18 protein-coding genes are annotated in these 18,249 nt (G+C 64.4%); 12 read left to right on the plus strand and 6 right to left on the minus strand.

The features are described 5' to 3' along the window. The first annotated feature begins 83 nt into the window (after positions 1-83). The 5 genes from HQ308_RS05500 to HQ308_RS05520 all read left to right on the plus strand — a co-directional run bounded on the left by HQ308_RS05500 (position 84) and on the right by HQ308_RS05520 (position 6,111). Positions 84-1,097, plus strand: a complete 1,014-nt coding sequence (locus HQ308_RS05500) for a LacI family DNA-binding transcriptional regulator (protein WP_222645804.1) — start codon at positions 84-86, stop codon at positions 1,095-1,097. 81 nt (positions 1,098-1,178) lie between these two features. Continuing rightward, on the plus strand, positions 1,179-2,126 hold the full coding sequence (locus tag HQ308_RS05505) for an ABC transporter substrate-binding protein (protein ID WP_222645806.1): 948 nt from the start codon (positions 1,179-1,181) through the stop codon (positions 2,124-2,126). Between the two features lie 11 nt (positions 2,127-2,137). Continuing rightward, positions 2,138-2,878 (plus strand): amino acid ABC transporter permease, encoded by a 741-nt coding sequence (locus HQ308_RS05510; RefSeq protein ID WP_027504852.1) that lies wholly within the window; start codon positions 2,138-2,140, stop codon positions 2,876-2,878. Between the two features lie 26 nt (positions 2,879-2,904). Next, on the plus strand, positions 2,905-3,654 hold the full coding sequence (locus HQ308_RS05515) for an amino acid ABC transporter ATP-binding protein (RefSeq protein WP_222645962.1): 750 nt from the start codon (positions 2,905-2,907) through the stop codon (positions 3,652-3,654). A gap of 222 nt (positions 3,655-3,876) precedes the next feature. Beyond that, complete coding sequence (locus HQ308_RS05520; RefSeq protein ID WP_222645808.1) at positions 3,877-6,111, plus strand: NADP-dependent isocitrate dehydrogenase; 2,235 nt, start codon at positions 3,877-3,879, stop codon at positions 6,109-6,111. Positions 6,112-6,204: 93 nt separating this feature from the next. On the opposite strand, the gene HQ308_RS05525 is transcribed toward HQ308_RS05520, so the two are convergent. Continuing rightward, the gene (locus HQ308_RS05525) at positions 6,205-7,266 is read right to left on the minus strand and encodes a hypothetical protein (RefSeq protein WP_222645810.1); all 1,062 of its coding nucleotides are present in this window, start codon (positions 7,264-7,266) and stop codon (positions 6,205-6,207) included. Between the two features lie 117 nt (positions 7,267-7,383). Between HQ308_RS05525 and HQ308_RS05530 the strand changes: the two genes are divergently transcribed. The 4 genes from HQ308_RS05530 to HQ308_RS05545 all read left to right on the plus strand — a co-directional run bounded on the left by HQ308_RS05530 (position 7,384) and on the right by HQ308_RS05545 (position 9,815). Then, positions 7,384-7,818, plus strand: a complete 435-nt coding sequence (locus HQ308_RS05530) for a DUF4440 domain-containing protein (RefSeq protein ID WP_222645812.1) — start codon at positions 7,384-7,386, stop codon at positions 7,816-7,818. Positions 7,819-7,823: 5 nt separating this feature from the next. Next, positions 7,824-8,333: a hypothetical protein gene (locus HQ308_RS05535; protein WP_261775750.1), complete on the plus strand. Its 510-nt coding sequence runs from the start codon at positions 7,824-7,826 to the stop codon at positions 8,331-8,333. A 111-nt stretch (positions 8,334-8,444) separates the two neighbouring features. Beyond that, positions 8,445-9,065, plus strand: coding sequence for a hypothetical protein (locus tag HQ308_RS05540; RefSeq protein WP_222645814.1), 621 nt, complete (start codon positions 8,445-8,447; stop codon positions 9,063-9,065). A gap of 3 nt (positions 9,066-9,068) precedes the next feature. Further along, positions 9,069-9,815 carry a cytochrome P450 gene (locus HQ308_RS05545; protein WP_222645815.1) on the plus strand — a complete coding sequence of 249 codons (747 nt, stop codon included), beginning with the start codon at positions 9,069-9,071 and terminating at the stop codon, positions 9,813-9,815. 4 nt (positions 9,816-9,819) lie between these two features. On the opposite strand, the gene HQ308_RS05550 is transcribed toward HQ308_RS05545, so the two are convergent. The 3 genes from HQ308_RS05550 to HQ308_RS05560 form a co-directional block, all read right to left on the minus strand. Next, entirely contained in the window at positions 9,820-10,395 is a 576-nt protein-coding gene (locus tag HQ308_RS05550) for a zeta toxin family protein (RefSeq protein ID WP_222645817.1), read from the minus strand. Positions 10,396-10,399: 4 nt separating this feature from the next. Beyond that, positions 10,400-10,750: a hypothetical protein gene (locus HQ308_RS05555; protein ID WP_052493090.1), complete on the minus strand. Its 351-nt coding sequence runs from the start codon at positions 10,748-10,750 to the stop codon at positions 10,400-10,402. 69 nt (positions 10,751-10,819) lie between these two features. Next, positions 10,820-12,709, minus strand: coding sequence for a DEAD/DEAH box helicase (locus HQ308_RS05560; RefSeq protein WP_261775751.1), 1,890 nt, complete (start codon positions 12,707-12,709; stop codon positions 10,820-10,822). Positions 12,710-13,106: 397 nt separating this feature from the next. Here HQ308_RS05560 and HQ308_RS05565 point away from each other — a divergent pair, with 397 nt between their 5' ends. Beyond that, the gene (locus tag HQ308_RS05565) at positions 13,107-13,574 is read left to right on the plus strand and encodes a hypothetical protein (protein ID WP_222645821.1); all 468 of its coding nucleotides are present in this window, start codon (positions 13,107-13,109) and stop codon (positions 13,572-13,574) included. Beyond that, complete coding sequence (locus tag HQ308_RS05570) at positions 13,571-14,323, plus strand: hypothetical protein (protein WP_222645822.1); 753 nt, start codon at positions 13,571-13,573, stop codon at positions 14,321-14,323. Before HQ308_RS05565 ends, HQ308_RS05570 begins: the two co-directional genes overlap by 4 nt. A 10-nt stretch (positions 14,324-14,333) precedes the next feature. Here the strand turns inward: HQ308_RS05570 and HQ308_RS05575 are convergent, their stop codons facing one another. Beyond that, the gene (locus HQ308_RS05575) at positions 14,334-15,959 is read right to left on the minus strand and encodes a long-chain fatty acid--CoA ligase (RefSeq protein ID WP_222645823.1); all 1,626 of its coding nucleotides are present in this window, start codon (positions 15,957-15,959) and stop codon (positions 14,334-14,336) included. Between the two features lie 87 nt (positions 15,960-16,046). Next, positions 16,047-16,853: an acyl-CoA thioesterase II gene (locus tag HQ308_RS05580; protein ID WP_222645824.1), complete on the minus strand. Its 807-nt coding sequence runs from the start codon at positions 16,851-16,853 to the stop codon at positions 16,047-16,049. 258 nt (positions 16,854-17,111) lie between these two features. On the opposite strand from HQ308_RS05580, the gene chvE reads away from it, so the two are divergent. Then, a complete protein-coding gene (gene chvE, locus HQ308_RS05585) occupies positions 17,112-18,248 on the plus strand; it encodes a multiple monosaccharide ABC transporter substrate-binding protein (RefSeq protein WP_027504865.1) in 1,137 nt (378 codons plus the stop codon). Position 18,249: the final 1 nt, after the last annotated feature.

Below are 18,249 nucleotides of genomic sequence, written 5' to 3' on the forward strand. Positions count from 1 at the left end.
CAAGCCGGAAACGCACTTGTAACGAGCGAGGCTCGGCGTGGGAGAGTCTGTGCACGATCGGCGACGAGGGGAGAGGAGGGTCGATGACGGTCACTCTGGCTGACGTGGCTGCTGCCGCGGGTGTCTCGCGCAGCACGGCTTCTCGGGCGTTGAGCGGGTCGACGCTGATCTCGGCCGATACCCGACGGACCGTCGAGGAAGCGGCCCGAACACTGGGGTACCGACCCAACAGGGCCGCGAGTGCGCTGCGCTCCAACAAGTCGCATCTGGTCGGTCTCGTGATGAACAACCTCCTCAACGCGACGTTCCACACCGTCGCCGAGGTCGTGCACAAGAGATGCTTTGACAACGGCTTTCAAGTTCTTCTGTGCATCACCGATGCGGACCCGTCCCGCGAGCGAGACGTGCTCGCGATGCTGGGCGACCACGGAGTCGACGGGACCATCGTCATCGGGAGTGGGCGCAGCGCAGTCGAATCCAACGCGTTGCTGTCCCAGGGCCGGGCTGTTGTCAACGTGATCAGGTCTGTCCGGGGGAGCGCCGCACCCACCGTCCTCGCCGACGACCTGGACGGCGCGCGCGATGCGACCGCGCATCTCCTCGACCTCGGTCACCGACGCATCGGCTACATCGGCGGTCTCGAGGACGCCACCTCCGGCAGGGAGCGGTTCGAGGGCTACCGCTCGGCACTGGCGGACCACGGCATCGAGGTCGACCCGTCGCTGATCCGGAAAGGGCCGTTCACCACGGAATTCGGGGTCGCAGCAGTTGATTCGCTGCTCGACGAACCGTCCGGCATGACCGCGCTCTACGCGGCGAACCACGAGGCAGTGTTCGGGATTCTGCCCACACTCGTCGGACGAGGGGTGTCGGTGCCGAGCGACCTGTCGCTGATCTGCCACGAGGACATGCCGTGGCTCTCGTTGTGGCACCCGGCCGTGACCGTCGTCGACAACGGTGCCTCACAGCTTGCCAACGTCGCGATGGATCTCCTGTTCCAGCAGATGAGCGAGCCGTCGAAACCGGACGGCCGCACGTACCGGATCGGCGCCCGATTGGTCGAGCGCGCGTCGTGTGCGCCCGTCGTGAACTCGTGATTCACGAGGGCCGACGTTAACTTTCGTTGAAACACGTGTCGTCCGTGTTAACCACGTTGACGTGTTCGCGGAAACTCTGCGATGGTTCATGCAATCGATCCCATCGAGGTCGACCATCCCCGATCCAGACAGTCGCTGCGAACAGCAGTCGACACCGAAAGGTCTCCTATTCGCACGCTCATCGGAATTGCCGCCGCCGGCGTCCTGACCCTCGGCCTCGTCGGGTGCGGCTCCTCGTCGGAGCAGGATGCCGCGCCGACGGACTGCACGCCGACTCTCGGCGCAGCCGATCTCGCCGAGGAGGGCTCGCTGACCATGGCTACGAATGCCACCCTCCCGCCCATGCAGTACGTCGACGCCGACGGAGACGTGATCGGCATGCGGGTCGACCTGGGCAAAGAGATCGCCAAGCGGCTCTGCCTGACACCGAAGTTCGTCAACATCGAGTTCGAGGCCCAGATCCCCGGTGTACAGAGTGGTCGGTGGGACATGATCGACACCGGCATGTTCTACACACCCGAGCGCGCTGAGACCATCGATCTGGTGCCGTATGAGGTTCAGGCAGTGTCCATCTCGGTTCCGTCGGGCAATCCCGAGGGCATCAGCACGGTAGAAGACCTCGCCGGCAAGACGGTCGGTGTGGAAGCGCCCGGATACGAATTCGACACTCTCACCGCGCTGTCCGAACAGTTCGCGACGGAGGGCAAGGCGCCGCTGACCGTGCAGACGTTCAAGACGAATGCAGATGCCTATCAGGCGCTCTCGGCAGGACAGCTCGACGGAACATCGATCGTCGAGTCGGTCACCTCGTTCTACCAGGAGGACGGCCGCTTCGAGACCGCCATCGGCGGCATCAACGAGGCGCCCCTCGCCATGGGCTTCGCGAAGGGCAGCAAGTCCGCCGGTGAGGTCGCTCGCGTCCTGTCCGAGATGCGCGACGACGGTTACCTGCCGGACCTGTTCGAGCAGTACGACGTCAGCGGGTACGAGGGTGACATCGCCGTCAGCACCGGCCCGCTCGAGAGCTGAGAGGCTCCGACATGTGGTCGTGGGACGCGTTCTTCTCCATCCTTACCAGTACACAGTTGCTGGAGGGCGCCTGGGTGACCATCTGGCTCACCGTGGTCAGCATGATCCTGGGTCTCGTGCTGGCGGTAGTCGTCGCAGTCGCCCGGTCGTCGAAGTTCCTACCGTTCCGTGCGGTGTCGGGGTTCTATGTCTGGCTGATGCGAGGGACCCCGCTGCTCGTGCAGCTCGTCATCATCTACACCGGGTTGCCCCAGGTCGGCATCAAGCTCGGCGTCATCGAGGCGGCGCTGCTCGGACTGGTGCTGAACGAAGCTGCCTACCTGTCCGAGATCGTGCGATCCGGACTGCTGTCCGTCCCGACGGGGCAGACGGAAGCGGCACGTGCGCTGGGGATGTCGCCGACCAAGGTGTTCCGCGTCGTCGTGTTGCCCCAGGCGCTGCGCGTCATGATTCCTCCGCTCGGCAACAGCTTCAACGGCTTGTTGAAGACGACGACGCTGGTCTCGGTGATCTCAGTCCAGGAGTTGTTGCGCCGCACGCAGTTCCTGGTCCAGGTGAACTTCAGGGTGCTCGAGGGGCTGTGCGCAGCAGCGCTCTACTTCCTCCTGCTCACCACGCTCTGGGGTCTGATCCAGAAGCGCCTGGAAGTACGAGCCGGACGTGGATATGACAGGAATTACCGTCGCAAAGGGAGAACCGACATGGCAGCGCTCGACGACAGTGTCATCGACGCGGAGGCGGTGAACCGATGACCGATCAGGCGATCGCGAACCTGACGATGATCGACGTTCAGGACATGACCAAGGCGTTCAACGATCTCGTGGTGCTCGACGGCATCGACTTCCGAGTCGCGAAGGGCGAGGTGGTGCTTCTCCTCGGGCCGTCGGGAAGCGGGAAGAGCACGTTGCTCCGCACGCTCAACTGCCTCGAGACCATCGAGTCGGGGACGGTCCGGGTGTGCGGGGAACTGATGGGGTTCTCCGACGACGGCAAGCGGACACCACTGTCCGAGTCGAGCATCGCCCGGCAGCGCCACTACACGGGGATGGTGTTCCAGAACTTCAACCTGTTCCCGATGATGACGGCGCTCGACAACGTGGCCGCCGGCCCACGGCACGTGCTCGGAACCCCCAAGGACAAGGCGCGAGCGCAGGCTCAGGAGCTGCTCACACTCGTCGGACTTGGTGACAAGAGTGAGAACTACCCGTCTCAGCTCTCCGGCGGTCAACAGCAGCGGGTGGCCATCGCGCGAGCGCTCGCGATGAAGCCCGAGGTCATGCTGTTCGACGAGCCGACCTCAGCGCTGGATCCCGAGATGGTCAAGGAGGTCCTCGACGTCATGCTGCGACTGCGCGACGAGGGGATGACCATGGTCGTGGTGAGTCACGAGATGGGGTTCGCGCGAGCAGCTGCCGATCGCGTGGTGTTCATGAGCGACGGGCGCATCGTGGAGGATGCGGCGCCGAATGAATTCTTCGACAATCCGCGCAACGAACGCACGAAGCAGTTCCTCAGTCGAATGCTGTGAGTCACCGGCGCCCGACCTCCGCCGCCGGTCACGGCAGGTTACTCACCGGTAGCCTCCCGGACCGCCGGTGGAAGATCGTCGGCGCAGGTCAGGTTATGTCTCGAGACACATCGAGCCCGCTGGACCGGGGTCGCCACAACACAGCCCTGCACGACTAAAGTTGTCTCCGAGCCCACAAGGACAGACGACGTCGAGCAGACGGAAAACGAGGCAAGACCTGCAATGACTGAGAAAAAGCCGACCATCATCTACACCCTGACCGACGAGGCGCCCATGCTGGCGACTCACGCGTTCCTGCCGGTCATCCGCACTTTCGCCAGCGCAGCCGGGATCGAGGTGGAGTCGAGCGACATCTCCGTTGCCAGTCGCATCCTCGCCGAGTTCCCCGACTACCTGGACGAGGACCAGCGGGTGCCGGACAACTTGGCCGAGCTGGGCAAGCTGACGCAGCTGCCCGACACGAACATCATCAAGCTCCCCAACATCAGTGCCTCGGTACCGCAGCTGCACGCCGCGATCAAGGAACTGCAGGACAAGGGCTACAAGATCCCCGACTTCCCGGGCAACCCGAAGACGGACGAGGAGCGGGAGATCCGCGACCGCTACACCAAGTGTCTCGGTAGCGCCGTCAACCCCGTCCTCCGTGAGGGCAACTCCGACCGCCGCGCGCCGAAGGCCGTCAAGGAGTACGCGCGCAAGCACCCGCACAGCATGACCGAGTGGTCGCCGGCGTCGCGCACGCATGTCGCGCACATGCGCGAGGGCGATTTCTACCACGGTGAGAAGTCGATGACCGTCCAGGGCGACCGCGAGGTCAAGATGGAGCTCGAGACGAAGAGCGGCAAGACGGTCGTCCTCAAGCCGAAGGTCTCGCTGACCGACGGCGACGTCATCGACAGCATGTTCATGAGCGCCAAGGCGCTGGACAAGTTCTACGAAGAGCAGATGCAGGACGCCTACGAGACGGGCGTCATGTTCTCTCTGCACGTCAAGGCCACGATGATGCGGGTGTCGCACCCCATCGTCTTCGGTCACGCGGTGCGCGTCTTCTACAAAGACGCCTTCGCCAAGCACAACGAGCTGTTCGAAGAGCTCGGCGTCAACGTCAACAACGGCCTCTCCGATCTCTACAGCAAGATCGACACCCTCCCGGCGTCGAAGCGCGACGAGATCGTCGAGGATCTGCACAAGTGCCACGAGCATCGTCCCGAGTTGGCCATGGTCGACTCGGCACGCGGTATCTCGAACTTCCACTCGCCCAGCGACGTCATCGTCGACGCCTCCATGCCCGCGATGATTCGCGCCGGCGGCAAGATGTGGGGAGCCGACGGTCGTCCCAAGGACACCAAGGCGGTCAACCCGGAGTCGACCTTCTCCCGCATCTACCAGGAGATGGTGAACTTCTGTAAGACGAACGGCCAGTTCGACCCGACGACCATGGGCACCGTTCCCAACGTCGGCCTCATGGCGCAGAAGGCCGAGGAGTACGGCTCGCACGACAAGACCTTCGAGATCGAAGAGGACGCCGTCGCGAACATCGTCGACGTGGCGACCGGCGAGGTCATGCTCACGCAGAACGTGGAGAAGGGCGACATCTGGCGCCTCTGCATCGTCAAGGACGCGCCGATCCAGGACTGGGTCAAGCTCGCCGTGAACCGTGCGCGCGACTCGGGGATGCCGGTGCTCTTCTGGCTCGACCCGTACCGCCCCCACGAGAACGAGCTGATCAAAAAGGTGCGCACGTACCTGAAGGATCACGACACCGAGGGCCTCGACATCCAGATCATGTCGCAGGTCCGCGCGATGCGGTACACGCTCGAGCGCGTCGTCCGCGGTCTGGACACCATCTCCGCGACCGGCAACATCCTCCGCGACTACCTCACGGACCTGTTCCCGATTCTCGAACTCGGCACCAGCGCCAAGATGTTGTCCATCGTTCCTCTGATGGCCGGCGGCGGACTGTACGAGACGGGTGCTGGCGGTTCCGCGCCGAAGCACGTCAAGCAGCTCATCGAGGAGAACCACCTCCGCTGGGACTCGCTCGGAGAGTTCCTCGCGCTGGCCGTGAGCCTCGAGGACCTGGGCAAGAAGACCGGCGGCAAGGCGAACGTCTTGGGTAAGGCCCTCGACGCCGCGACCGGCAAGCTGCTCGAGGAGAACAAGGGCCCGTCGCGCACCACCGGCGAGCTCGACAACCGCGGCAGCCAGTTCTACCTCGCCAAGTTCTGGGCGCAGGAGCTGGCGAACCAGACCGAGGACGAAGAGCTGGCGAAGCACTTCGCGCCGCTCGCCAAGACGCTGGCCGATCAGGAAGAGGCCATCGTCAAGGAGCTCGGCGACGCGCAGGGTGAGCCCGTCGACATCGGCGGGTACTACTACCCGGATCCCGAGAAGGCAATCTCGATCATGCGTCCGAGCAAGACATTCAATCAGGCCCTGGAGTCTGCGACCAAGTAGTTCTCGACCATCTGGCCCATGCACGCGCGTCGTGCATGGGCCAGAGTCGTTTGTGGACTTTGGGCCCCGGAATCCGGGGTCTGAAGTCCACGATCAGGATCGACGCTCGAGATCCGCCGGCGTCGACGTGTCGAGACGACGACGATCGAGCGCCTCGATAAGTGCCGGCGCGTGAGAGTCCGGAACACAGAACTGTCCGTTCACCGGGACGATCAGTCCGAGGTCGACCATGGTTGCCAGTCGCACGAACACCCACGCGCTGACTTTCTCGATGTCGGTGTCGATGCCCGCGTCGAAAGCTTCGCCGTCATGGGCTGGGTCGTCGACCAGTGAGCGGACGAGGATGAACCACAGCGCCGCGCAGGCTGCGGCTATCTCCCGCTGCGGCGAGGCGTTCAGTGCGACAACGGGTTCCAAGCACGCGATGTAGGCCTCGACGAGACTTCTGCGTCGCCACTCCTCGCTCGGTGCCGAGAGCCAGTGATCGAATGCGTCTCCTGCTCGAAGTGTTCGATCCTCGTTGCGCAGGACGCCCACTCCCAACGCGGTCGCGATAACCACCTGGTACGTCACCGTCGACAGCAGTTCGCTGATGGTATCGCCTTCACCGGTCGGGCCGAGGGCGTCTCGAAGCTGCCTGCTCGAGCGCGGGTGTGCGAAGCAGGGGTCGGGAACGCTGCCGTTGTCTTCGCACCAGGCAGCAACCCGCCGGACGTGAGACGTCAGGGTGGTCGGACCGAGGGGTGCCGAGCGACGTCGCGGGACCGGTGCCATGCGTGGCGGGGAAACCCCGACCATCTCCGCGAGGTCGTTTGTCTGTGTCGGCGAAACACGTTCTTCGACAATGAATCGCGCGAAGAGATCGAGCGCATCGACAGTGTCGTCGGGTGACCACGGTGTGTGTCCGCAGTCGTCGGCGTACACGTCTGTGTCGAACAACTCCAGTGGTATGTCGGATCCCGCGACCAGGATGTCGTGTTCGCGCCTGGATCGGTCGACTGCAATCGCCGTCGAATATGCCGCCAAAGGGTCTGTGGTGCAGCCCGAGTTCACCAACCACTCGGCGAAACGTTTCAGCACGTCGTGCCAGCACAATGCCGGCCGTCTTTGCGCGGTGCGCTTTTCGGCCTTGGCCCTACGTTGGCTCTTACTCATCAGGTCCCCCCCATGATCGTGTGCTCGGAGAGTACGGCCGGCGTACGACAGGACCTGATAGTGGAAATCTGCCCCCGGAAACCGGGGTTCACAGTCCACGATCATGAGGTGGAAGACATGACGATGGAGCACGTGATCGGTCTGGAGAAGGCACTACTCGATCCGTCGACGCGCTCATCGCAGACTGAACTCGACCGACTGCTCGACCCGTCGTTCGAGGAGATCGGCGCGTCGGGTCGGCTGTGGACGCGGCGGGAGATAGTTGCAGCGCTAATCGACGCGCCCGAGTCCGAGCCCATCGAGAGCGCGAACTTCAACGGCCGGAGGATCGCCGACGACATGGTTCACGTGACCTACGAGACAAGGCACGAGGGTCGGCATGCGCGCCGGAGTTCGTTGTGGCGCCAGGTGGACGGTCGATGGACGCTGCTGTTTCACCAAGGAACTCCGATCCCGGATCCCGGCGGTCACCCACGAGCGGGCTACCGATATCAAGACTCGGTAACAGTCACAGAACGGTCGGTCTTTTTGTGCTTGGCGATGTCAGAGTGATGACCATGCGACAGACAACGCGTCGAGCGGCAATGGCCATAGCACTCGCGATCCCGGTGTTACTGGGGGTGGGCGCGGGAACGGCATCCGCTGCACCCCAGACGTCGATCTTGCAGGTGCCCGTCGTGACGGGTCTGGAGATCGGCCCGGTCAGCGTGCCCGGCGGGCTCATCCAGACCACGCCGATCAAGGCGACGGTGGGGGAGAGACCGGGCTCGGTCCGGTTCTCCGCCGCCGACATCAAGCCGTACTACTACCAGTACAACTACCGGTGGATGACGGTGCAGTGGCGCAATCTCTCGACGGGAGCGGCCGTCGCCGTCGACTTCCGCCACTGGGCCTCCGAGGATCTCTCGGCTGTCGATCCGAAGGCCGGCGCCCGAGGGCTCCCGCTCGACGTCGTTGCAGATACCGGACCCGGTCAGGTCGCCGTTGTGGTGACGCAGAGCCGCCAGTTCCCGGCGCCGTTCTCCGAGACGTTGTTTCCGGGACTGGGCCTTCTGACAGTCCCGTGAGGTTGACCGTCACTCGTTGTGAACCATCCCAAGCGCAGTGACCTGCTGGGTACTACTGTCACGCTGAGTCCGGTTCGTGGCAGAGCCGGCCCTGTCGAGGAGCGTGGTGGCGTGGCGTCGGTGTTCGCTCAGCGCGCCAGCTACCAACGGCAGGGAACCCGTTTCATTGGCGGACCGTTGCCGTTGTCGTCGGAACAGAAAGTGTCCGACGCGTTCGGCAAGAAACTCTCGCGCGACTACCTGTTCGTCGACGATCGAGAGTCCGACTTCATCGGTACCTGGCGTGGCAGTCGAGTGCAGCTGTACGCGGTGTCGCGCCGGGCCATCGAAGCGATCGTCAACCCGAAGATCGCCGGTGTGCATATCGATCGTGACACCGCCGCGCAGTATTCGTTCGGACAGCTGAGCCCCGAAGCGCTGACCTTCTCCTCTGCGCAACAGCCCCGTTTCCGCGACCGCAAACGCAACATGATCGTGGCGACGAGCGCCGGGTCCGCCCGTGCAGCGATGACGCGCGCACTGCCGACGCATGTTCGTGCGGACGACGACAGCATCGACCTGCGGCCGATCGTCACCGAGTGCGTCCGGACCGCTGTGGCGGAAGCAGTGTGGGGTGACGCGGCGACGACGGTGATCGACTACGTCGACGAGAGCGGCGCCCATGGGGCGCTGCCGTTTGCGGATGCGATGTACGACAACTTCTTACGGCTCCGACGCTGTGCGAACACCTAAGCCATGAGAGTCGAGCCACGGCTGCAACGGTGGACGTTCTCGCAGGAGCAACGGTGGATGCGGACCAACACTCGGACGCTTCTGCAGCACGCCTCGGCTCTGGCGGATACGCCGCTCGACGACACCATCGCCGGCCAGATCAGGCGGTTTCACGGCATCTCGGGGTTCCCGTCGACCATGGTCCGTGACGACACCACGACGTCCTTCATCGCCGGCGTCGACACGACGCGCACGGCCATTCTCGCCACGCTGAAGCATCTGCTCGATCCCGCCAACACGCAGTGGAATGACGCCTTCTCGGCTGTCCCCGTCGAGTCGTTGGGCGATTCTGCAGTGGTCCGCGCGTGCGTGATAGAAGCGTTGCGCATCGACACCCCGGGGTCCGTGTTCAACGGGCGGGTGATCGACGACTGCCGCATCGCGCTCGGTGACGGCAGTATCGATCTGCACCGTAATACGCTGGTGATGCCGAACATTCACGCCCTGCACGCGGTGTACGGCCCGACATTCGATCCGAACCGGATACTGAACGCCCACGCGACGGATCACGTCGCCCCGCTGGTGATCCCCTTCGGCAAGGGTCCGAGATCGTGCCCTGGCAAGTCGTTCGCGTCGTCGATGATCGCGGTGTTCGTGCACGACTTCCTTCAGGCGCACCCGGACGCCGCGGTGGACACGACGCACCCGGACAACGCCTATCCGATCCACACGGCATCCGCGCATGGTCTGCACGTGTCGTTGCGTGGCTGAGGTGTCAGGTCATCAGTGCGGCGGGAGCCCACGACGGCCATGACGGGTCCCCAACCAGTCGACCATGGTCGTAACGAGCGATAACGCGAAAGGGGTTGCTTGCGTTGGTATTGTCGTAGGCGCGGGCATTTTCGACGACATCGATCGCGGATCGGACCAAGGGCCACAGGCGCACGTATCGCTCACGCACCTTTGCCTCGGGCACGGAATGACCGCCGATCTCGACGCGGTTGACGACGCGGGCTACGGCCAGGTCGACCGGAATGGCGACGATATGAAGTGTGACGAGGTACCCGGCCTCGTTCGCCGTCTCGATCAGATCGAGCTTCGACGGATGCGAGAAGACTGTCTCGGTGACGAACGACGCGGCCTGTGCGAGTAAGGCCACCCGCTGTTCGGCGGCCAACCTCGATGCGTCGTACGCGTGCGCTTGTTCGTCACCGGGCCAGTTCTCGGTAGCGATCTCGTCGGCGTTAACGAAGGGAAGATGAGTGACGGGCGCCAGCACCCGAGCAAAGAAGGTGCTCTTGCCGGCGCCGTTCGGGCCGGCAAGCAGGTGCAGGACCGGGTCGCGGGTCATTCCGTTAGGGACGATGCTCGATCACAGCGCCGTCTTCGTCGCATTCGACGAAGGCCCGTCCTTCTGCCTCGAATTCGCTGCGCAGATCCAGGCCTTCTGACATCGCGTCGATTCGCTCGGACCATTCCGCGCGTACGACTGCCTGCTCTCGCGGGGTGAGCGCGTCGTAGTTCTGCCGACCTGCCAATACCCCGGCGATGTCGCGTGAGGCTATGTGATGTGAGGCCTCGATCTCACGCCCGACCAGTGCCCAGTGTGCAATTTGTTGGGCTGCGCTCCGGCTCGACGCACTGCCGACCAGCTTCGCCGATGCATACAGTTCATCGTCGACCCGTAGCGATGACGTCGTACCCATGAGCTGCTCCGTTCGTTGTCGTGCACCTAGTGTAGCAATCTGCCACAGCTATGTACTGCCGGATGATGACTAGCTGTCAGCAGTAACCCGAGCCGCCAGGAACGCTTCCGGATCGATCAGATCGGCCTGACCGACGATCGATCCCAGGTCGGCGATTCGCTCCACTCCGGTCAGCACCATCTCCTCCTCGACGGTCCCCTCGGCGTAGCCGTAGTAGCAGGTGGACGTCGTGTGGTTGTGGTCCTTGTCGATGCGGTTGGCGCGGCCCTCGATCTGGCGGATATCGATGGGTGTCCACCGAGGGTCGTGGATCAGCGTCACCCGCGGCGCGAGCGTGGACGTCGTGCCTTCGGGCAGCAGCATCTCGTTGGTGTGCAGGTTGATGGCGCTCGTTGTGGTCGACACGATGACGGTCGCGTCCCCGGTTTGGAAGCGCCGGATCTCGGCCTCCTGCTCCGGACTGCTCATGCTTCCGTCGACCACCGCAACGGCAAGCCCGCTCTCGCGCAAGTCGTCGGCGAGAGCGGCGACGGACTCGCGGTAGAACATCGACACGAACACCTGGTTGCCGGCCTTCACCCACGTGCGCACTTGGTCGGCGGACGCGGGAATGCGGAGGTACGAACACTTCTGGCGGAACCGCAGCGTTGCAGCGCGAACACTCGGATTCTTCTGCAGCACCCGTTTGCCGCCGGACACCTTCCACATCGGCAGACCGACCTCCTTGCGATAGTCGACCCATGCAGAGTTGTACAGCCGCTTCTGCGCGGCGGTCAGTTCTTGCCCGAGCGGTTCACGTGGTGTGGGCGGGGACGGTCGCGAGATCGACCACGGCACAGCACCTCCCGACAACCACCCGTGCACGGCGGCGATATCGCGCTCGCGACGGGCAGCATCCTCCGGCTCCCAGCGCCACGTGGCCAGCCCTGTCGACGCCTTGCCGGCCTTGATCGCGAAGCCGGACTCTTCGAGGAAGTTGGCCCACTTCACGGTGAGGGCGTAACCGAGCTGGTCGTCGTCGCCCACGATTTCGACGCCGCGTGACTGCTCGATCGCGCGCGCCATGTACGCGAAGTGCAGCGGCTGGTAACCGGGGGTCGCGGACATCCACACCACCGACCGCGCGGCTTCCTGATAGCGCCACACGATCTGCGACTGCTGCGATTCGATGTTCATCAACGCATGGCACTCGTCGGCGATAACCACGTCGATCTCGAATCGCAGTTCGCCGAGCGTGATGGTTCGCTTGTTCTGTGTCCGTTTGCGTTTGCCCAGATCGGTGTCGGGTGGGACGGACAGCAGCTTCTTCGTCGACTGGTAGGTGACCAGGAGCCAGCGCTTACGGTCGGAGGGCTCGATGTCGGCTTCACTGTCCGCGATCGTGCGACGCCATCCGGGCAGCGCACCCTTCGGTGCGACGACCAGGACGGTGCCGATCTCGGCGGCAGACATCTGCCGCACGGCCTCGCACACCGACAGGGTCTTGCCCAAGCCGGTGGAGTCCATCTGCGCGAAGTACGGGAAGCCCTCGTCGAGGGCAGTGAGGTGCCGACGGACCGATTCGAGCTGGGTGTCGCGAGGGAGCAGGGAACGGGCATGCACGGTCTCCGGGCGCCAGGTCTCGTTGGCATCATCCTCGAGCCACCGCTGCAGGCTGTACGGCATCGACTCGTACGGCTGCAGGTACTCGGGCAACTCGGTGCCGTAGTACGCGAACACTCGTGGGCCGGGGTACCAGCGCGCCCCCGCAGCGCTGGCTGCGGAGCGGTCCTCGAAGGGAACATCCAGCACCCACACACGCTCGCCGGCGTCGGGCACGCGCAGGTCGGGAGCTGCGGTCTTCTTCGCCGGTGCGCGGCGCTTGGTCGGCTTCTTCGCAGTTCCGGCGAACTTCCGGGCTGCGCTGCTCTGACCGGCCTTCACGGTGCGAGTCGTGGTGGAGCGTCTACGTGGTGGCATCGGGAACATCCTCTCCGATCGCAACTGATGGTCACGACAAGGGTCGTCGGCGGGAGTGGGGTCCTGTGCCGTGGGAACCAGGCACTGCCGAGAGTGGCATCGACGTCCGACACCGTCGACAAGGTTGGATACGACCGCGCCATATCCAACCTTGTGGCCATAAGGTTAGGTATGGCCCGATGCAGGGGCCGGTAACTCAGTCCCTGCGTTGCTCACCACGCCAGGGACGTGGTGGGCTCAGCGACTGGTTTCCCTGGTGTGACACAGCCAGTGCACAGAGTAATTAGTGAAATGTGTGAGTGAACAATCGAGGCCGCATCCGTGTCAGTGCGCACTGCTAGGTTGATGTTGCCTCCACTCGGACGGCAACCCCCTCATTGTTTCAACCGGGAGACGCATGCCTGAAAAGAAGATTCTGTACGTCGATCTAGACAACACGCTGGTCGACTTTCAATCCGGTATCAAGCGACTACACCCGTCCGAAATCGTCGGGCTCGAGGATGACCTGGACGAGGTTCCGCGCATCTTCTCGCTCATGGATCCGATCGACGGCGCTTTGGACGCCTACAGGCTGCTCGCGGAACATTTCGATACGTACATCTTGTCCACTGCCCCGTGGAAGAACGCCCAGGCGTGGCACGACAAGGTCAAGTGGGTGCAGTGGCACCTGGGCTACGAGTCGGGGTCGGTGGCCTACAAGCGCCTCATCCTCTCTCACCACAAGAATCTCAACCGGGGTGACTTTCTGGTGGACGATCGAGGTGCCAACGGTGCGAAGGAATTCGAGGGTGAGTTGATCCCCTTCGGTACCGAGAAATTTGCGACCTGGGACGATGTGACCAACTATCTTCTCCCGCTGGCGTGACCGGCGATAGAGGCCTGTTCGCCGAATTGTCCGCCACTGCGGAACTTCTCAGCAGGACGGGCGACCTCGACGAGCCGAGCGCACCGGCCCCCTGGCTGGTGAGGCAGGTCCTTGCATCGCAGCGCGATGACGAGCAGTTGGCCCACTGGACGTCGTCGACGGTGATCGACGACAACGTGCAGGCACCGGTGTTCGACGAGGCGACCTTCGCCTGGCTCCACAGAGGGCTGACCGATGTCTACGACTTCCCCATCGGCCATGCGGGACTGATGCACACGTACGGCTATCTGCTGTCGACAGTGGTCACTCCGTACGGACTGAAACGTCAGAGGTGGCTCACGAGCGACCTGGCCGTCGCCTTCGGCAAGGAGCCCACTCACCTTCAGCCGACGGCATCCGAGACCCCTCTGATGGAGCGCGTCGCATCCACGGTCCTGCCGGCGCTCAGCGATCCGGTCGGAACCACACGCGTCGTCCTCGCCTTCGACGAGGTGGTCGACACCGCCAACGCGATGCGCACCGTCTACGTCGCCGATGCTGGAAGCGGTTCCACCGCAGTCGTGTACGGACTGGTGACGAGCTCGAAGACCCAGATCGTCTCGACCTTCCCGGTCCAGCCCTTGACGCAGGAGTGGGCGCGGACTCGACTGAGTGAGCCGACCCGGTACCGCTTCAACTACGCCCCACCCACAGCTCCACCGGGAAGCGCCTTCGACGGGTCGACGGAAGTGCTCGTGTCCCGCGTCTGACGTTGTTGCGTCAGCCGACCTCGACGACCTCCAACGCACCGTCTGCATGCGACCCGCGCAGCCGCTTCTTGTCGAACTTGCCGACACTCGTCTTCGGCACCTCGTCGATGAAGGTCCAGCGTTCCGGCAACTGCCAGTGCGCAACTCGGCCGTCGAGGAAGTCGCGGAGCTCCTCCGCGGTCACGGTCTGACCCTCGCGCACGACGACGGCGACGAGTGGTCGCTCGTCCCACTTCTCATCGGGCACACCGATGACCGCGGCCTCGCGCACAGCGGAATGCTCCATGACGTGGTTCTCGAGCTCGACGGACGAGATCCATTCCCCACCGGACTTGATGATGTCCTTCGACCGGTCCGTCAGCGTCAGGTATCCGCCCTCGGAGATGGTGCCGACATCGCCGGTCCGCAGCCACCCGTCGTCGAACTTGTCGGACGCGTCGCTGCGGTAGTAGCTGCCCGTGATCCACGGCCCGCGCACCTCGAGTTCGCCGACGTGTGTGCCGTCCCAAGGCAAGACGGTGCCCGAATCGTCGACCAGGCGAGCACGGACAGCGGACACGAAACGTCCCTGAGTGCAACGCACGTCGAACTCGTCTTCCGGAGACAGTCCGACGTCGGGGCGCCCGGACGTGCCGAGCGGCGACGTCTCCGTCATGCCCCACGCCTGGGAGATGGGAACGCCGTACTTCTCGTGGAACGCCCGCATCAGGCTCGGCGGGCACGCGCTGCCGCCCACGGTGACGTCGCGCAGGCTCGACAGGTCCGCCGGGTGGTCCTCGAGGTGGGCGAGCAGTGCCTGCCAGATGGTGGGGACGGCGGCGGCCGCCGTGGGTCGCAGCGTCGTCATCATCTCTGCGAGCGGCGCCGGCTGCAGGAAGCGGTCCGGCATGATGAGCGACGCCCCCACCATCAGCGCGGCGTACGGCAGTCCCCAGGACATGGCGTGGAACATCGGCACGATGGCGAGCACGGTGTCCGACTGCGCGAGCGCCATGGCATCGGTCATGCAGACCTGCATCGAGTGCAGCCAAATCGATCGGTGCGAGTAGACGACGCCTTTCGGGTCACCGGTGGTGCCCGAGGTGTAACACATTGCTGCAGCGGATCGTTCGTCGAGCTCGGGCCAGTCGTACTCGTCGGGGTGGCCTGCGAGCACGTCCTCGTAGCCCAGCACCTCGATGTGGTCCGGTGCCTGCACCTGTGCGGGGTCGGCGCCCACGACGACGAGGTGCCGCACGGTCGTCATGGTCGGCAGGAGCGGCGTCAGCAGGGGGAGCAGGCTGGCGTCGGCGATGATGACGCTGTCCTCGGCGTGCTCGACGATGTACGTGAGCTGCTCGGGGAACAGACGGATGTTCAGCGTGTGCAGCACGGCACCCATGGCAGGCACGGCCATGTAGGCCTCCATGTGCTGCGAGTTGTTCCACATGAAGGTGGCGACGCGCTGGTCCCCGTCGATCCCGAGCGCTCGAAGACCGTGGGCGAGTCTGGCGGCGCGTCGACCGAGCTCGGCGAAGGTGATGTTCGACGGCCCCGCCTCGCTCCACGTGGTGATCGTCGCCGATGCGTGCATCGACGTGCCGTATCGAACGAGCTGGCCGATGGACAACGGGGTGTCCTGCATGGTGCTCTTCATGACTCTCCTGCCGGTCGATCCGCAAGGCGCACGACCTACGTGCCCTGTGTCACATTGTGCACACTGCGGCTCGGCAGGGACCCGATATCAGTCCTTGTAGTAGACGACCTGGTGTCCGGTGGCGAGGAGAGTGCCGCTGGTGCTCCACAGCTCGGCGGTCTGGTCGAAATAGCCCTGATGGAATCGTCGTGCGTGCGCGGTCCCGAGGACGTACCCGTCGGACTGCGCCGCCAGATCCTCCGCCGTCGCGAAGTAGTGCACGGTGAGCGAGATGGTTCCGGCGGCGACGTACTTCCCGCGCCGCTGGAAGACCCGCGGGTAGAAGATATCGCTCATCGACGTCAGGGACGCGAAGTCCATCGGGCGCGGGGGAGAGTCCCGGACCCACAGCCTCGCAACGGAATCGGCGGACTCCGTCTCGGTCAATGCGCCGGCGGTGAACCGCATCTCGTAGTTGTTCGCCCAGGCGATGAACTCGGGGAAGTCGATCGTGTCGACGTCCGCGGGGTCGGGCATCGCGGGCGGCGACGACTCGAGGGCGTCCCAGGTGGTGCGGCGCGTACCGAAGACCGCGGTCGCGGTGGTGGCGACCGTGCCGTCCTGGCTCAGCTCCAGGTACCAGTGCTGGTTGCTGCGATTCGTCCGCACGGCGCGAGTGGAGATCTCGAACTCGCCCTCGGCGATGGGCCCCGCGAAGTTCACGGTCAGCGTCACCGGGTCGCCCAGTCGATCGGGATGAAGCTCGACGGCCCGGACCAGCGTCGCGGCGGTGAGCCCGCCGAAGGGGCCGACCATGTTGTTGTACGGCGCGGAGGTCCGGCCGCGGTAGCGACCGTCGCCCAAAGGCTCGAGGGTGAGGCCGTCGTCGAAGGCGTGCGATCCGGGGTGAGTCATGAGTCGTCCTGATTCGGTAGTTGTATGCACCGAAGCATAACGGTGGTCTGAGCGGGGTGGCGACACCGCGGATCGACCGGCGCATTCTGTTAGCGCTAACACGTCGCAAAGTCCAGTTCGGAGGACCCGTTGACATCGTCGATGTTATCGCTCACACTCGCTGGGCGGTGTGATTCACACCACTCGACAGCAGCATGATCCGCAGCACGGCGAATCGAATGCCGTCCCTGCCGACCAGCCACCACCCGAGGAGACACGATGAAGTTCCGACACCTACCGGTGGCTGCGGCCGCGGTGGCGATAGCGATCACGGTGACCGCGTGCGGGTCCAGCACGAAGACTGCCGACGTCGCCCCCTCGGCGGGAGGCGACACGGCCGGCGCTCTGATCGGCGTCACGATGCCGACGAAGTCGTCCGCCCGGTGGATCGCCGACGGCGACAACCTGAAGAGCGCGCTGGAGTCGAAGGGCTACAAGGTCGATCTGCAGTACGCGGAGAACGACATCCCCACCCAGGTCAACCAGATCGAGAACCAGATCACCCAGGGCGCAAAGCTGCTGATCGTGGCGTCCGTCGACGGCACCGCCATCACCACGCAGCTGCAGGAAGCCAAGGACAACGGCATCGGCGTCATCGCGTACGACCGCCTGATCCGCAACTCGCCGAACGTCGACTACTACGCCACCTTCGACAACTACAAGGTCGGCGTCGACCAGGCCACCTCGCTGCTGGTCGGCCTGGGCCTGAAGAACGAGGACGGCACCGACAAGGCCGATGCCCCCGCCGGCCCGTTCAACATCGAGGTCTTCGCTGGGTCGCCCGACGACAACAACGCCACGTTCTTCTTCGACGGTGCCATGGAGACCCTGAAGCCGTACCTGGACAAGGGAACCCTGAAGATCGGCAGCGGTGAGTCCGACTTCGAGACGGCCGCAACCCTTCGGTGGGACCCGGCGACCGCCCAGAAGCGCATGGAAGACCTGCTGACCAAGACGTACTCGTCGGGCCAGAAGGTTCAGGGTGTGCTCTCGCCCTACGACGGCCTGTCCATCGGAATCCTGTCCGCGCTCAAGAGCAACGGATACGGAACCGCCGGTCAGCCTTACCCGATCGTCACCGGTCAGGACGCCGAGGTCCCGTCGGTCAAGTCGATCATCGCCGGTGAGCAGTACTCCACCATCTACAAGGACACGCGCGAGTTGGCAGCGGTCACGATCCAGATGGCGCAGGCGGTGCTCGACGGCCAGACGCCCGAGACTAATAACACCACCGACTACGACAACGGCGAGAAGGTCGTTCCCGCCTACCTGCTGCAGCCCGAGATCGTCTACAAGGACAACTACGAGAAGCTTCTCGTCGAGGGCGGCTACTACACCCAGGATCAATTGAAGTGAG

This window comes from Rhodococcus sp. BP-241, from assembly GCF_019836145.1.
Lineage (GTDB): Bacteria > Actinomycetota > Actinomycetes > Mycobacteriales > Mycobacteriaceae > Rhodococcoides.

Excerpts from the sequence above, each read along its gene's own strand:
- HQ308_RS05500 (WP_222645804.1), top strand. The coding sequence starts at position 84 with ATGACGGTCACTCTGGCTGACGTGGCTGCTGCCGCGGGTGTCTCGCGC.
- HQ308_RS05505 (WP_222645806.1), top strand. The coding sequence starts at position 1,179 with ATGGTTCATGCAATCGATCCCATCGAGGTCGACCATCCCCGATCCAGA.
- HQ308_RS05510 (WP_027504852.1), top strand. The coding sequence starts at position 2,138 with ATGTGGTCGTGGGACGCGTTCTTCTCCATCCTTACCAGTACACAGTTG.
- HQ308_RS05515 (WP_222645962.1), top strand. The coding sequence starts at position 2,905 with ATGATCGACGTTCAGGACATGACCAAGGCGTTCAACGATCTCGTGGTG.
- HQ308_RS05520 (WP_222645808.1), top strand. The coding sequence starts at position 3,877 with ATGACTGAGAAAAAGCCGACCATCATCTACACCCTGACCGACGAGGCG.
- HQ308_RS05525 (WP_222645810.1), bottom strand. The coding sequence starts at position 7,266 with ATGAGTAAGAGCCAACGTAGGGCCAAGGCCGAAAAGCGCACCGCGCAA.
- HQ308_RS05530 (WP_222645812.1), top strand. The coding sequence starts at position 7,384 with ATGACGATGGAGCACGTGATCGGTCTGGAGAAGGCACTACTCGATCCG.
- HQ308_RS05535 (WP_261775750.1), top strand. The coding sequence starts at position 7,824 with ATGCGACAGACAACGCGTCGAGCGGCAATGGCCATAGCACTCGCGATC.
- HQ308_RS05545 (WP_222645815.1), top strand. The coding sequence starts at position 9,069 with ATGAGAGTCGAGCCACGGCTGCAACGGTGGACGTTCTCGCAGGAGCAA.
- HQ308_RS05550 (WP_222645817.1), bottom strand. The coding sequence starts at position 10,395 with ATGACCCGCGACCCGGTCCTGCACCTGCTTGCCGGCCCGAACGGCGCC.
- HQ308_RS05555 (WP_052493090.1), bottom strand. The coding sequence starts at position 10,750 with ATGGGTACGACGTCATCGCTACGGGTCGACGATGAACTGTATGCATCG.
- HQ308_RS05560 (WP_261775751.1), bottom strand. The coding sequence starts at position 12,709 with ATGCCACCACGTAGACGCTCCACCACGACTCGCACCGTGAAGGCCGGT.
- HQ308_RS05565 (WP_222645821.1), top strand. The coding sequence starts at position 13,107 with ATGCCTGAAAAGAAGATTCTGTACGTCGATCTAGACAACACGCTGGTC.
- HQ308_RS05575 (WP_222645823.1), bottom strand. The coding sequence starts at position 15,959 with ATGAAGAGCACCATGCAGGACACCCCGTTGTCCATCGGCCAGCTCGTT.
- HQ308_RS05580 (WP_222645824.1), bottom strand. The coding sequence starts at position 16,853 with ATGACTCACCCCGGATCGCACGCCTTCGACGACGGCCTCACCCTCGAG.
- chvE (WP_027504865.1), top strand. The coding sequence starts at position 17,112 with ATGAAGTTCCGACACCTACCGGTGGCTGCGGCCGCGGTGGCGATAGCG.